The following is a 14,119-nucleotide window of genomic DNA, read 5'->3' as shown; positions in this document are numbered from 1 at the left end:
AGCTTGCATCCATCCATCTTGCGGTAGAAGGGAGAAGGATTTCTTGCACCGGCCTGGCTTTTGCTCCCCTGCTTGTTGCGAACTCAATCAGCAGGCCTGCTTTGCCCCTGCTCGAAATGTGCTGTCGAAGACTCATGCACGTCGGAAGGCTGGATCGCGCCTTCCGGCTTGCCGGTGCGTAACGCGAGCGGGTCAGGCTGTGAAATGGTATTTCTCAGTATCTCGCCATTCAGCTCCGCCAGCCTTATGGCACGGTCGGAAACGATGCTCAGCTGATCGAGCAGCTCGTCGGAAATATCATCCGACGCAAGCAGCGCCTCTTCCAGCAAGGCGCTCGCCATTTCGGCGTATTCATCCATCTTCTCCCGCGTCCATCCTTCCGGAATAGACCTGCAGAGAGCATGTACGACCGCTTCGTTTTCCCTATGGATTTTCTCGTGTTCCGAAGCCTCGCGCCTGTGCCTTTCACGACGGATGCCTGTGTCCCGGTCCGCGACCACGGTGATTTTCAGTTCTGAAAGAGCGTTGATCCGCGGCCTGTTTTCCACCCGCAGATCGATGCCGTCCATCCATTCGCTTTCCTTCAGCAAGGCAATGCAGCGGCTGGCGATGCTTGTCTTCCTGTGCTGTTCGTGCTGCCCGCGCAAACCGGTCTTGTCGATGTTGTCGACTTGTTCGGTCTCCGTCGGCGGTGTCGGGGCTTTCGATGCCGGCCTGGGTGGCTGCATTCGTTGTCCCGGGCGCATGCGCTCGATGACCGATCGCAGCGCCGCCTTGGCTTCATCATCGTTGAGCATGCTGTCCTTGAAGAAGGCCAGCTTTTTCGCCTTGCTTGCATCAAGACGTTCCAGCGGATCGGTCCGCAGGAGTTTGTTGATCGAACGCGAGAAATCCGAGCCCATGAGATTGGCAGGATACGCTTCCGGCTTGCCCTTCGCATCGAGCATCTTGACGACGGCGGGTGCCAGGCCGGCTTTTGTGTATTCTCTCGGGCCCTTCGGATCTGTGCCATAAACCTGGTCCTGGCCCTGGATGCCGGACGCGATCAGCGCGGCGACGCTGAAGACGTCGCTCAATTCCGTATTTCCAAGTGATCGTTTATCGTCTTCGGAATCGGTGTACTCGGTGCAGGCCTGCCTCTGGCCCCGATTGGCAGCAAGCCCGAAATCCACCACCTTGGGCTCCCCGTCCTTTCCGACAACGATATTTTCCAGCTTGAGATCGTTATGCGCCATACCCTTTAACACGCGGCGCGAAATCGGAACGGACCCGGTGTCCGTAGCGATGTTGACCTTGTCGTCGTGCCCGATGCCCTTCTCCCGAAAATGTTCCAGCACGCCGAACGCGCGCCGGCCGATAAACTGCCATATGCCGAAATACTCGGTGCTCGATAGCAGTCCACGGTTCCATTGCATGCGAAGCTCATCAGCCAGTTTGAGGCAATCCGGTCCCTCCACCGCCTCCATCAACATTGCCAATGGCTTCTCGGTCGAACCGGATACCGCGATCCGGGCCAGCCCGTAGACACCGCATATATTCGGATGAGGCCCAAACTCTTTATGGATATATTCGTTAATCAGAAATTCCCTCGTCAGCTCGAATTCCGGGGCACGGGGCGAGCCGTCATCCTCCTGCACGTCCTTCAATATCTTGACCGCGATCCTGGTGTCCGGGCCGATACGGTATTGATAAACGCTGCCCCAGGTACCCTGGGCGACCGGCTTTTCAAACTCCAGCTTGCTCCAGTCCGGATCGGAAGCATTCAGCAACGGCCCTTTCCGATGCCATTCAAGTTCGGGATCAATGTCGCGCGGCACGGGTAATGGGGAGGAAGTGCGTTCGATATCGGCCGGGATGGTGCGGGCGGATGACATGTCTTCAGGCAGCGCAAAGGTCTCGCCCTGCGTCCCGATGGCCGGGCCGGCTGGCAAGAGTGTGCGAGTTCTCGCACGCCCCGGCTGCGTGTCTTGCGGAGACCGTTGATGCTGCACCCGCTGCACCTGCTGCGCGATGGGAGTGCAAACGTTCCGGCGGGCGGAAGCGGACAGGGAAGCCGGCACGCTTTCTGCATGTGGAGGTGCGGATCGGGATGCGCCTGGCTGGCGGCTCAGCCAGTCGAGCGTTGCGTTTCTGTGCCGGGGGGGCGGCTCGTTTCTCACGCTTGGGGCGGACAGCGCGGGCGAAGGGGCGGAAGCAGCAGGAGCAGCAGCAGCAGCAGGAGAGGCCAGGGTCGGCGCCGCCCGATTCAGCGGTGAGCCGTCGTCGCTGCGTTGGGAGCCACGAGAGCCACAGAAGCAGGAGGTAATGCAGGATGTCAGACTGGATATCATGATGTGAATGAGGGACGATTATCGAATGCCGGCAGGGCCTTGTTATCGCAGACCTGCCTACCATGCCGATGCCGGCAGTGGCATGAGGATCGGGGAAGCCCGCGACGGGAAAATGTCATTGGCTCCTGCTGCCCGGAGCACAGTTGAAAATCCTCTTGATCTTGTGCATTCAGCCTTTCTTTGAGGACGATGCCGTTGACCGGCAACCGTCGTTGATCAGCGTGGCGCATACGCGGCAATCCTTATTCGGCCCGCGCAGTGTCATGTCATGAACCGGAACAGGCCGGGCTGCCGCCGCGCCATCATTTCCGGCAATAAGTGACGCAAGGTGTGGAAGGGTTCCATCAGGCGAAGGCATTATTTGCGTGTGCGGCATCCGGGCATCGGATGGCCGCTGTGCCATGTTGACTGGCAGGCGCTGATCCACAGTGAAACCACGACAGGCGTTCGGACGAGGCCGCCCGAGGCCTTCGTCCAAAACTCGCAACCGCATCGCTATATCGATCGCTATATCGATCGCTATAGCGCTGCATGCGGCCACATTCTAAAAAAATAGAATCCGATGGAACCGGCAAGGCCAATCCGACACTCAAGCGGGCGTCAACATTTTCCGGGAGCCGCGTCGGTGGCAGCGCACACGCTGCACGGCGTCCCGAGACCGGGGTGATGCTGACCATACATCATTCATCCATCAAGAGAAAACATGCCTTCTTTTCCATCGCTGAATCCGCTTTCCTATCTTCCTTCCCTCACGAACACCGCCCAGGTCCCCGATCCGGAACGGGCCCCGCTGCTCCCGGGGCCGGGCGCGCATCCCCGTCCCGCCGACACGGCAGCGGCCTCGTCGCGCAACGCGGCGCCGCCTCAACCCGGCAAGCCCGTCATCGTGACGCCCGGGCATCCCGCCGTCCGGAACACCGGGTATTCCCGGCTCCTGGACGAATATTCAAGGCGCGGTCTCTTGGGGGAAAATGGCCGTCCAAACTATCAGCTGGGCCTGCGTGTTCTGGAAAAGCTGGTGGTCAGGACCGGCATGATCGCCGGTGAAGCCGGAGTCAATCTCGGCACCGGCGTTGCGACCGCCTTCGTGACCCGGCTCGTGCTCAATCGCTTCATCAACACCGACAATTCGGCCTTGCAGGAGGCGTTGATCGATTCCGTTCGTCATCTGGTGGACAAGACTCCCGTGTCGACGGTCTCGCGCGCATTCGGCGTCGACGAGTCGACGGCATTGATGCTGCTGATGATGGCGCAGTACCATGCGGAAAATGAAAGCGCCGGCACCGGCGCCTCGTTCGCACTGGCGAGCCAGATCGGCACGGCCCTGGCCAGCGCGGTGGCGAAGTTTTTCAACCTGCTGAAAAACCTGCCGCCCACGCACACCGAAGATCTGCGCAAGGTCTATCACTACGTCTGGAGCGACGCGCAAGGTATGTACGATTCGCTGCCGGATGGTCACAAGGATGTCATACGCCGGTTGAAAAACGATATCGATTCGGCGTTCAGGCAGATCGCCAAATCGGAGGGCCAGAACAGCGACCCCAAACAGCTCGCCGCCACCATCCAGATGTTTGATCTTGCGATCACCATGGCAAAGAATATCCGCCGACAGCCGGAAAACATATGGCTTCAGGATCGCGCCATCCTCTCGGCCCAGGACCAGGCGAAGCTGGCGCGGATTCATGAGATGGAGGAAGCCATCCTGGGCCAGGTGGTTCCCACCGACGGCAGCCGCCACGCTCTGGCGAGCTTCATCAGTCGCATGCGCATGAATACCGCCGACAACATCAGCGTCCTGAACGACGAATCCAGTTTCTCCGCCCTCAATACCCTGGTGCTGTCAGGCAAGCCGGGAACGGGAAAGACCTATCTGGCGCAGCAGATCGTTGCCCTTTCCGGTGTGGACGCGGTGGAAATTCCATTTGACATCCTGCTCAACCTGCTGGCGCCGCCGGCGGAAGGAATGCGGCAGCGCGCAGGCGCTGAACGCGGCGCCGTTTCCTCGCCATATGAAACCTACAAGGAAGTGATGCCGCTCCTGCTCAAGCCCTTCAACGGCATCGTGATCTGCAACGAGGCCAATCTGACCGGCAAGAAGGCTGACGGCAAGGGAAGGGAACAGGCAACCACGGATCCGAACTATCTCGATCGGGTCAAGCTGGCGTTCGAGCCGTCGCGGTCGCTGCAGATCGATCTGCCCACAGGCGTGCCTGGCGCCTATCTCAAACTTGATCTCAGCAGGACCTCGCTCATACTGACGACGAACGATCGTCCAAACAACGAGGCGATCACGCGCCGTGTCGGGGTGGCCGATCTCAACAAGGTACCCGGGCAGGTGCGCCGCAGTGTCGCGAAGACGACGTTCGATACCTGGATCAACAAGGTTGTTCCCAGCCTGTTCGCGCTGACGCCGGAACAAACCCACGCTCTCCAGTCCGAAATGGCGGGCGTGATGGAGTTCATCATCAAGGAAAGCCTGAAAGACGCCGGACCGGCCAATCTTCAGTCGACCATTGCCGATGTCGTGATGCACCTGGCATCGGAAGCCGCGGGCGGCAGGCTGGCGCCGCGGGAGCTGTTGCCGCCGGAGGCCATCAACGGCATCGAGACGGAACGCGGCAACCAATGGGTAGACAGGGCGGAAACAGACATTGCTCCGGATTTGCGTGATTTCATACAAGGCACGCTGAACAAGCGCCGCGAAGTCAATCATGTCATGCGCGCCTTCGAGAAATCCGAAAACGTGCGCATTCAGCGGGCCAGTGAAGACGTTCTAGCGCTGCCCACTGCGGATGCTCTGTTCGGGCAGGCGCGAGAGTATGATCTGGAAGCGATCGATACGCTCAAGTTTGTTCAGCTGGCGCTGCGAAAACAGTGGGAGCCCCTGCTTGGGACAAGGCCAAGAGATATTCAAGAGTCCTTCAGAGCAATGGATAGCAACGTCAGCAAGAACGTGGGCCTTGTGTGGGGCACGGACGAAAACCTCAAGAGAACCTCGTCCGCCTTCGCTCATGGTGTACAGTCCCTGTACACCATGGACCTCATCATGCGCATTCCGCACACCTTCAAGAACATGTCGCACTGGGAGCGGGGCGGCGACCAGGCCGAGCGGCAGAGAATGGCGCAGATACAGAAGGAACTGATCGACATGATCCCGGATATGCCCGGCAACAAGCTGGCGTTCACCGGTTTCCTGCAAAGCCTTATCCGGTCCACAATGCCTATCGGCGGTGATGGGGCAGGCAAGGACGTGGTGCCGCCTCTGATGCTGGCAGGACCCAAAGATTCGGGAAAAACCCATCTCGCCAAGGAGATTGTCGAGAAACTGGGGCTGCGCGCAGTCGAATTGTCTGCAAAGGAATACCTCAGTTTGTTCCGGGAAGAGGAGACTTCCGCCCAGTCCGAGGAGAAGAGCGAGAACTCGGCCAACTTCGATCCGGATAGCATGCTTGGCCACTTGCAGAAGATATTTGATCCGAAAAAACGCTATATCGATTGCGTAATCATCGTCAATTATCCGAATGTCGCCGAAGCGCCTCAGGACATCATGCACGAATTTCTCGACTCCCTCAAATCAACGGGACGCAATCCAGAGATCAAGCTTTCGCAGGCATCAGGCGGAAGGTCCATTCGCCTGCGCCTGAGAAGCGTGCCAAAAATATTGACCACGCTCGCTCCGCCGCCTAATCGCTCCGGCATGTTTTCCAAGGTGGAACTGGGTCCGCCCGCTGCGGAAATATTCCGCAAGGTTGCGCTTGATGCCTTTACAAGGCAGGTGGAGTTGCTTGTGCAAATGGATTTTCCTCCTCCCGTGCTCGATAAGCTGATACGCGAAGCGGGCGGCCTCATGGAGTACATGATCGAGAAAAGCCGCGAGGCCGGCGGCCCCGGCGAACTGAAGGCCTTGATTGCCAACGTCTTTGCGCATCTCACGAAAGAAACGCAGACCAGCTTGCTCGGCGAGACCGCAACGACATCGCATGCCGATTTGCCGGCAAGTTCCGCCGACGACATGCCCAGGTCCTGGAACGACATTGAGCAAGTCAGTACCGGCGCACTCGCAGCCCATGTGGATGAAATCTTCAATGGTTTTGCAACCAAGTCGAAGAAGAGTGGCACCGGCGCCGCCGCCACGGACTCAAGCGCCAGACCGGCAGGTCCGTCCAGGGCTCCGGCGGCGCCGGCCACGCGCCCCGCCGCTTCGACGCGGCAGACGGAAACCCCCGACTTTGAGGCCAGAGTCAGAGCCATATTGAGCGATATCGATCCAGAGGCATTGCTCAAGCTGAAAGCGGCGCCTTCGGCTTCCGCAGCGCCGCCGCAATCAAACAAGCTTACCTCGTGGGTGAAGGTGAAGCCGCTGACGGCGCAACTGAATGAAGCCATTGAAAACGGCGACCTCAAAACGATCAAAACCATGCTCGGCGAGCAGAACGCGCTTCGCTTCAAGAAATTCGTTCCTGACGAGAACGGCAACCATCCGCTGCATGTCGCCGCGGCACGGGGCAATCTGGAGGTCGTGCAGCAGTTGCTGACGGATATCCGGACGTCGGAGAGCGTGGGAGAACTGTTGAACAAGCAGGGCCGCAATGCCTTGCATGAAGCGGTAATCTTCGGCCATGCGGAAGTGATCGAAATCTTGCTGGGCGCAAGGAAGAAGGATGCTGCGACGCCGCTGTTCAATGTCAATGGAGCCGGCGGCGACGGCGCCACCGCGCTCCACCTGGCGGTGGCGTGGGAAAAGGCCGATGTTGCCAAACTGCTTCTCGAGAAGTACAAGGCCGAGCCCGACAGGCAGGACGGCGCCGGTAATACGGCACTCCACCAGGCAGTTCTCACGAGTAACCTCGAACTCGTCAGGACGCTGATCAGGGTAACGGATCTTTCCATCAAAAACGGGAACGGATTGACGGCGAACATGCTTGCAGCAGGTCTTTATGCAAGCAGCAGGGATATCATGGAGGAATTCCTGCGGCTCGCCGAAGCTGCTCCCGGCGCGCAAGCCTGACGCGGCAGTGCCTCGTCGGGGCCGCGTTGGGCCTCACGCAGGCCTAGAGCGGATGGCAGGTGAATGGTCGGTCGCCTCGGCCTGCCGTGGGCGCATGGCGGCGTTGGTCGCCGCCGGTGTGCCCCGCCACACGGCGCTTCTCCCGCCTTGCCCTGCATCCCAAGGCAAGCCGATTCGTCCATACACCCACCTGCAATCCGCTCCAAAAGAGGCATCCCGGACCGCAGTAGATCGGCCGTCATCGTCTTTGCCGACGGCAAGGAGAGGCTCACTAACTCCGCATCACGCCGTAAGTCATGCCCAGTTCGCGCAGCATGCGGCGATAGGCGGCCGACAGCCGGTCGGCGCGTTGCGGCACTTCGATGCCGTAATCGAGCGGCAGGCGCTTGGGGCGCTGCGATTCGAGAATGGCCAGGTCCTGGCCGAAGATGCGGTCCTGGAAGGCGCGCAGCTCTTCATCGCCGGAGGCGGAATTGGTCATCGCCAGGATGATCCAGGCGCGGCAGTGCTCTTCATCGAGCGGCTGCACATGCAGGCTGATGGCCTCGGTGTAGCCGTCCTGCCGCTGCGGCAGCTTGGTCAGGATGGCCGACAGCGGCCGCACCACCCGATAGGTGTATTCGACCATGGAGCCCTTGTCCGACAGCAGGTTGGAGAGCGGCTGGTAGGCGAAGCATTCGGTCGCGATCACGCCCTGCATGCCTTGCCCGCCGAGGCCGTCGTCGAAGGGCGACACCTTGTAGTCGGGCACCTCGGTGTGCTCCGGATCGCCGAGTATGCCGGTGTGGATGAAGGAGAAATGCGCCATGTCGAGGAAGTTCTCGATGATGCGCGGACCGCAGGCATGCACCGGGTAGGGGCCGCAGATCACCTTGCGCAGCGCGGCATTCGCGTATTCGGGGAAGGGCGGCAGCGCCCGCGCGGGCTGGCCGAGGCAGACCCAGATCAGGCCGTAGGCTTGCTGCGCATGGAAGCGGCGGGTGCATGCGGCTTTCGGCGGCGTGTCGCGCGGATGCGCGGGCTGCAGCCGGCACTGGCCGCTCGCATCGAACTGCCAGCCGTGATAGGCGCACACCACCCTGTCTTGCGCCACGCGGCCAAGTGCAAGGCTGGCGCCGCGATGCGGACAGCGGTCATCCCAGGCATGTACCGCGCCGTCGCTGCCGCGCCAGACGATCAGGTCCTGTTCCAGCAGCCGCGCCGGCTGCAGCATGCCGGCTTGCAGGGTGGAGGCGTCGGCAACCGGATGCCAGTCGTTGAGAAGAAGTTGATCGGTCATGGACGGGCTTGCAGGCTGGGAGGATGAACTTTGTGGGAACGCATGTGCCAACAAAGTCATTCCTGGTTGAAACAATGTTGTTATTTCCGGCGGTCGAACCAGGTCCGCATTTGGCGGCAGGGCATGTCAACTGGCCCTGTCGCCGCCAACGCGGGACTGTCGGTGAAACTTATTTCGGAATCGAGCCTTCCACGCCCTTCACATAGAAGTTCATGCCCTTGAGCATGCCAGTCTCGGCTTCCTTGCCGGCCGCAACCACTTCCTTGCCGGACTGGTCGAGGATCGGGCCGGTAAACACGATGGCCTTGCCGGTCGCGAGTTCTGCCTTCCTGTCGGCCACGACTTTCTTCACCTCATCCGGCAGCGCGGGATTGAGGCTGACCAGGTCGATGGAGTTTTCCTTGACGCCCCACCAGGTTTCGCCGGACGTCCATTTGCTGTCCAGCATCGACTGGATCGACTGCCTGTAGTACGGCGTCCAGTTGATGACGGCGGAGGCGAGATGGGCCTTCGGTCCGAACTTCGACATGTCGGAATCCCAGCCGAAGGCATACACGCCTTTTTCCTCGGCGGCCTGCACCGTGGCGGGCGAGTCGGTATTCTGGATCAGCACGTCGACGCCCTGGCTGATCATGGTCAGCGCCGCGTCGCGTTCCTTCGAGGGATCGAACCAGCTGGAAATCCAGATGGCGCGGGTGGTGACCTTGGGATTGACCGATTGGGCGCCGAGCGTATAGGCGTTGATGTTGCGGATCACTTCGGGAATCGGGAAGGAAGCCACCACGCCGAGCTTGTTCGACTTGGTCATCTTGCCGGCGATGACGCCCGCGAGATAGGCGCCTTCATAGGTCTTGGTTTCATAGACGGCCATGTTGGGCGCGGTCTTGTACCCGGTCGCATGCTCGAACCTGATGTCCGGGTATTGCCTGGCGACTTTCAGCATCGGTTCCATGTAGCCGAACGTGGTGCCGAAGATGAGCTTGTTGCCCTGGGAGGCGAGGTCGCGGATCACGCGTTCGGCATCGGCTCCTTCCGGGACTTTCTCGACGAAGCTGGTGGTGATCTTGCCGGCGAATTCCGCCTCGACTGCCTTGCGCGCATTGTCATGCGCGAAGGTCCAGCCGGCATCGCCCACCGGACCCACGTAGATGAAGGCCACTTTCAACGGGTCGGATGCGGTGGCGGGAGCGGCGGCAGGCGCCGGCGCGGCGGTTGCCGCCGGCTTCGGTTCCTCTTTCTTGCCGCAGGCGATCAGCATCAATGCCGATCCGGCGATGGCGATTGCGGACTTGAGCGTTTTACGTTTTTTACTATCCAGCATGGGGTTCCCTGATGTTGTCCAAAGATTGAGCCGATCATTGCTGCGTCGCTGCTTCATGGCACGTTCCAGATAGCAAGTTCCAAGCCAGTCGCCAGCTTGAAGCGGGATGATACAACGGCGCCGAAGGCACTGGTACGGTGCAGTATCGTCACGCTTTGTCCACTTGTTTCCCACTTTCCTCCCCGCTTCACCGGCCTTGCACAAATACGGGGCAGGAAGCCTCCGGCATGGCACCGGTCTTGCGGCGGCGGGGTAGAATCCGGTCCATCCCGACAAGCGCGATGCGGCGGCGCCCGCACGCCCGACCACTCACCGACTCACATGGCAGCAGAATCCGACCGACCCAGACTCGTCGTCTTCGACTTCGACGGCACCCTTGCCGACTCCTTCCCGTTCTTCCTGCGCACCTTCGACGTCCTCGCCGGCCGCCACGATTTCAGGCCGATCGCGGGCGACGACCTGAATGCGCTGCGCGGCTATGACGCTCGGCAGATCATGCGGCATGTCGGTATTCCGCTCTGGAAGGTGCCGCGGGTGGCTTCGGATTTCAGGAGCATGATGGCCGACGTCATTGAAGACATCGCCCTGTTTGACGGCATAGGCGCGATGCTGCAGGCGCTCGCCGGCGAGAATATCCGGCTTGCGGTGCTGAGTTCGAATTCCGAAGCCAATGTGCGCGCCGTGCTCGGACCGGAACATGCAAGGCTGATCGATCGCTACGCCTGCGGCGCCTCGCTGTTCGGCAAGCGCGGCAAGCTGCGCCGTCTTCTTGAGGCGATGAACGTCGAGCGCCGCCATGCGCTGTGCATCGGCGATGAAGTGCGGGATGCGGAAGCGGCGCGCGATGAAGGCCTGCGCTTCGGCGCGGTGGCATGGGGCTATACGCGCTCCGACGTGCTGGCAGCGGCGGGGCCCGATTACCTGTTCGAGCGGGTCGATGACATTGCGCCGGCCTTGCTGGGCGAGCCGGTGCGACCGCGCCAGGCAGCGGCAGATCGGCCATGTTGAGCGGGTAATGGGGGCATCCCCGGAATTCGCCTTTTGGCCGCAAGCGCTTTCAGGTCGACCTCGGAGGCCGGCGATGCCCCGGGCTGCCAGACGCCGGATCCGGCGGGCGATTAAAATGTCTCCTTGACCTTCCAATCACTGGAAGGTCTATCTTTACCTCATTCCCAGCGTGGAGAGGATCATGAATACCAGCCTGACTCAACAAACTGCTACCGCCGACACCGCGGACCTGTCCTTCCGGGTAGACGGCATGACTTGCGCTTCCTGTGTTGCCCGGGTGGAAAAGGCGCTCAAGGCGGTTCCCGGCGTGCGCCAGGCTTCGGTCAATCTGGCCACCGAAACGGCGACGGTCAAGGCCGGCCGCGAGGTGGGCGTGGAAAGCCTGGCGCAGGCGGTGAACAAGGCCGGCTACGAAGTGCCGGCGCAGAGCGTGAGCCTGTCCATTTCCGGGATGACCTGCGCCTCCTGCGTGATGCGGGTCGAGAAAGCCTTGAAGAAGGTGCCCGGCGTCACCGGGGCGTCAGTCAATCTCGCCACGGAAAAGGCCCAGGTCAGCGCCGTCGGCGTTTCCGCCGATGCACTCATCGCGGCCATCGGCAAGGCCGGTTATGAAGCCGTGCCGGACAATCCGGAAGCGGGATCGCAGGCATCGCATCCGGGGAAGGGCGCGGCGCCGCTGCCGGCCTGGTGGCCGGTCGCCGTTTCGGCGCTGCTCAGCCTGCCGCTGATCGCGCCGATGTTCGGCATGCTGGCGGGGCGCGACTGGATGCTGCCCGGCTGGTGGCAGCTGGCACTGGCCACGCCGGTACAGTTCTGGCTGGGCGCGCGCTTTTACCGCGCCGGATGGAAGGCCCTGCTGGCCCGCTCCGGCAACATGGACCTGCTGGTGGCCATCGGCACCAGCGCCGCCTATGGCCTGTCGGTCTATCTGCTGCTGGCGCAGGGCGGAGATGGCGGGCATGGCGGACATGGTGGAACTCCGCACCTGTATTTCGAATCCTCGGCGGTCGTGATCACGCTGGTGCTGCTGGGCAAATGGCTGGAAATGCGCGCCAAGCGCCAGACGGTGGCCGCGCTGCATGCGCTGGAAAGCCTGCGTCCCACCGAAGCCATCCTGCGCAGCGGCGCCGTGGAAAAGCCGGTGCCGATCTCGTCCGTGCGCGTCGGCGACACGCTGGTGGTGCGTCCCGGCAGCCGGGTGCCGGTCGACGGCCGGGTGCTGGAAGGCAGCAGCCATCTCGACGAATCCCTGCTGACCGGTGAAAGCCTGCCCGTGGGCAAGACCGTCGGCGACAAGGTCACCGGCGGCGCGGTCAATACCGATGGCTTGCTGATCATCGAAGCCACCGCCGTCGGCGGCGCCACCATGCTGTCGCAGATCATCAAGCTGGTCGAGGATGCGCAGGCGGTCAAGGCGCCGATACAGCGCCTGGTCGACAAGGTCAGCGCGGTGTTCGTGCCGGTGGTGCTGCTGATTTCCGCGGTCACCCTGCTTGCCTGGGGCTTGCTGACCGGCGACTGGGAACAGGCGCTGCTCAATGCCGTGGCGGTGCAGGTCATTGCCTGCCCTTGCGCGCTCGGGCTGGCGACGCCGACCTCCATCATGGCCGGCACCGGCGTGGCGGCGAGATACGGCATCCTGATCAAGGACGCGGAGGCGCTGGAAACCGCGCATGCCGTCACGACGGTCGCCTTCGACAAGACCGGCACGCTGACCGAGGGCAGGCCCGCGGTGGTCGGCATCGAAACGCCGGCCGGCGACGCGGCGGAACGCGATCATCTGCTCGCACTGGCCTTCGCGGTGCAGCAGTACAGCGATCATCCGCTGGCCCGGGCGGTGGAAGCCGCGGCCCGCGCGCGCGGGATCGCCGCGCCGGCGGCGACCAACGCCAGGGCATTGGCGGGACGCGGCGTGCAGGCCGATGTCGATGCCGCTGTGGATGCCACTACCGGAGGCGTCACCGTCTACCTGGGCAACCGCCGCCTGATGCAGGAACTGCAACTGCCGCAACCGCAGCTTGCAGCGCTGGAAGGCGCGGCGCGGCGCCATGAGCAGGCCGGGCGCACGGTGTCCTGGCTTGCGTTCGGCAAGGGCGGCGAACTGCATCTGGCCGGCCTGCTGGCCTTCGGCGATGCGCTCAAGGCGACGGCGCGGGAAGCGGTGGCAAGCCTGGAGCGGCAGGGAATACGCGCGGTGATGCTGACCGGGGACAATGCCGGCAGCGCCGCGGCGGCGGCCGAGGCCGTCGGCATCAAGGACTTCCGGGCCGAAGTGCTGCCGGCGGACAAGGCCGGCGTGGTGGCCGGCCTGAAGCAGGGCGGCCACAAGGTGGCCATGGTGGGCGACGGCATCAACGATGCGCCGGCGCTGGCCGCGGCCGATGTCGGCATCGCCATGTCGACCGGCACCGATGTAGCCATGCACACGGCGGGCATCACGCTGATGCGGGGAGACCCGGCGCTGGTGGCCGACGCCATCGCGATTTCCCGGCGCACTTACCGCAAGATCCGGCAGAACCTGTTCTGGGCCTTCATCTACAACCTGGTGGGCATACCGCTGGCGGCATTCGGTCTGCTCGATCCGGTAATCGCCGGCGCCGCGATGGCGCTGAGTTCGGTCAGCGTGGTCAGCAATGCCTTGCTGCTCAAGCGCTGGAAGCCTGCCGTCTTGAATACCGGCGTTTCGAACACGATGGAAAGGAGTGCGGCATGAATATCGGAGAAGCGGCGAACGCCTCGGGCGTGACGGCAAAGATGATTCGCTACTACGAGAGCGTGGGACTGATCGGCCAGGCGGCGCGCACCGATTCCGGCTACCGCCAGTACGGTTCGAATGAAGTCCAGACGCTGCGCTTCATCAAGCGCTCGCGCGAGCTCGGCTTTTCCATCGAGAGGATCAGGACGCTGCTGGAACTGTGGGGCGACCGCACCCGCAGGAGCGCCGATGTCAAGAAGCTGGCGCGGCAGTACATCGAGGAACTGGACCGCGATATCGAAAAGCTGCAGACGATCCGCGACCAGTTGCACCATCTGGCCGATTGCTGCCATGGCGACAACCGGCCGGATTGCCCGATCATCGATGACCTGGCCAGGCGGTCCTGAGACCGTTGCTGTCCGATGGCGCAGGCATGCATGGCCGCACGATGTTCGCACGACCGGCGCCGGTGCAGGCA

7 protein-coding genes are annotated in these 14,119 nt (G+C 62.3%); 4 read left to right on the top strand and 3 right to left on the bottom strand.

Translation table 11 applies throughout. The annotated features are described in order from the left end of the window. Positions 1-83 precede the first annotated feature (83 nt). Positions 84-1,931 (bottom strand): protein kinase domain-containing protein, encoded by a 1,848-nt coding sequence (locus tag FH061_RS11200; protein WP_192805012.1) that lies wholly within the window; start codon positions 1,929-1,931, stop codon positions 84-86. Positions 1,932-3,033: 1,102 nt separating this feature from the next. On the opposite strand from FH061_RS11200, the gene FH061_RS11195 reads away from it, so the two are divergent. After that, the gene (locus tag FH061_RS11195; protein WP_151635913.1) at positions 3,034-7,338 is read left to right on the top strand and encodes an ankyrin repeat domain-containing protein; all 4,305 of its coding nucleotides are present in this window, start codon (positions 3,034-3,036) and stop codon (positions 7,336-7,338) included. A gap of 271 nt (positions 7,339-7,609) precedes the next feature. On the opposite strand, the gene FH061_RS11190 is transcribed toward FH061_RS11195, so the two are convergent. Together FH061_RS11190 and FH061_RS11185 are read right to left on the bottom strand one after the other, a co-directional pair. Continuing rightward, positions 7,610-8,617, bottom strand: a complete 1,008-nt coding sequence (locus tag FH061_RS11190) for an aromatic ring-hydroxylating oxygenase subunit alpha (protein WP_151635912.1) — start codon at positions 8,615-8,617, stop codon at positions 7,610-7,612. 169 nt (positions 8,618-8,786) lie between these two features. Further along, complete coding sequence (locus FH061_RS11185) at positions 8,787-9,938, bottom strand: BMP family ABC transporter substrate-binding protein (protein ID WP_151635911.1); 1,152 nt, start codon at positions 9,936-9,938, stop codon at positions 8,787-8,789. Positions 9,939-10,259: 321 nt separating this feature from the next. On the opposite strand from FH061_RS11185, the gene FH061_RS11180 reads away from it, so the two are divergent. The 3 genes from FH061_RS11180 to cueR all read left to right on the top strand — a co-directional run bounded on the left by FH061_RS11180 (position 10,260) and on the right by cueR (position 14,048). Next, complete coding sequence (locus FH061_RS11180) at positions 10,260-10,946, top strand: HAD hydrolase-like protein (RefSeq protein ID WP_151635910.1); 687 nt, start codon at positions 10,260-10,262, stop codon at positions 10,944-10,946. Positions 10,947-11,127: 181 nt separating this feature from the next. Further along, complete coding sequence (locus tag FH061_RS11175) at positions 11,128-13,659, top strand: heavy metal translocating P-type ATPase (RefSeq protein WP_151635909.1); 2,532 nt, start codon at positions 11,128-11,130, stop codon at positions 13,657-13,659. Further along, the gene (cueR, locus tag FH061_RS11170) at positions 13,656-14,048 is read left to right on the top strand and encodes a Cu(I)-responsive transcriptional regulator (RefSeq protein ID WP_151635908.1); all 393 of its coding nucleotides are present in this window, start codon (positions 13,656-13,658) and stop codon (positions 14,046-14,048) included. Before FH061_RS11175 ends, cueR begins: the two co-directional genes overlap by 4 nt. The last annotated feature ends 71 nt before the right edge of the window (positions 14,049-14,119 follow it).

The sequence above is a fragment of the Noviherbaspirillum aerium genome (assembly GCF_008929045.1).
GTDB classification, from domain to species: domain Bacteria; phylum Pseudomonadota; class Gammaproteobacteria; order Burkholderiales; family Burkholderiaceae_D; genus Noviherbaspirillum; species Noviherbaspirillum aerium.
This window is presented reverse-complemented; position numbering and strand designations above follow the sequence as displayed.

Coding starts and splice junctions, on each gene's coding strand:
- FH061_RS11180 (WP_151635910.1), top strand. CDS start 10,260: ATGGCAGCAGAATCCGACCGACCCAGACTCGTCGTCTTCGACTTCGAC.
- FH061_RS11190 (WP_151635912.1), bottom strand. CDS start 8,617: ATGACCGATCAACTTCTTCTCAACGACTGGCATCCGGTTGCCGACGCC.
- FH061_RS11195 (WP_151635913.1), top strand. CDS start 3,034: ATGCCTTCTTTTCCATCGCTGAATCCGCTTTCCTATCTTCCTTCCCTC.
- FH061_RS11185 (WP_151635911.1), bottom strand. CDS start 9,938: ATGCTGGATAGTAAAAAACGTAAAACGCTCAAGTCCGCAATCGCCATC.
- cueR (WP_151635908.1), top strand. CDS start 13,656: ATGAATATCGGAGAAGCGGCGAACGCCTCGGGCGTGACGGCAAAGATG.
- FH061_RS11175 (WP_151635909.1), top strand. CDS start 11,128: ATGAATACCAGCCTGACTCAACAAACTGCTACCGCCGACACCGCGGAC.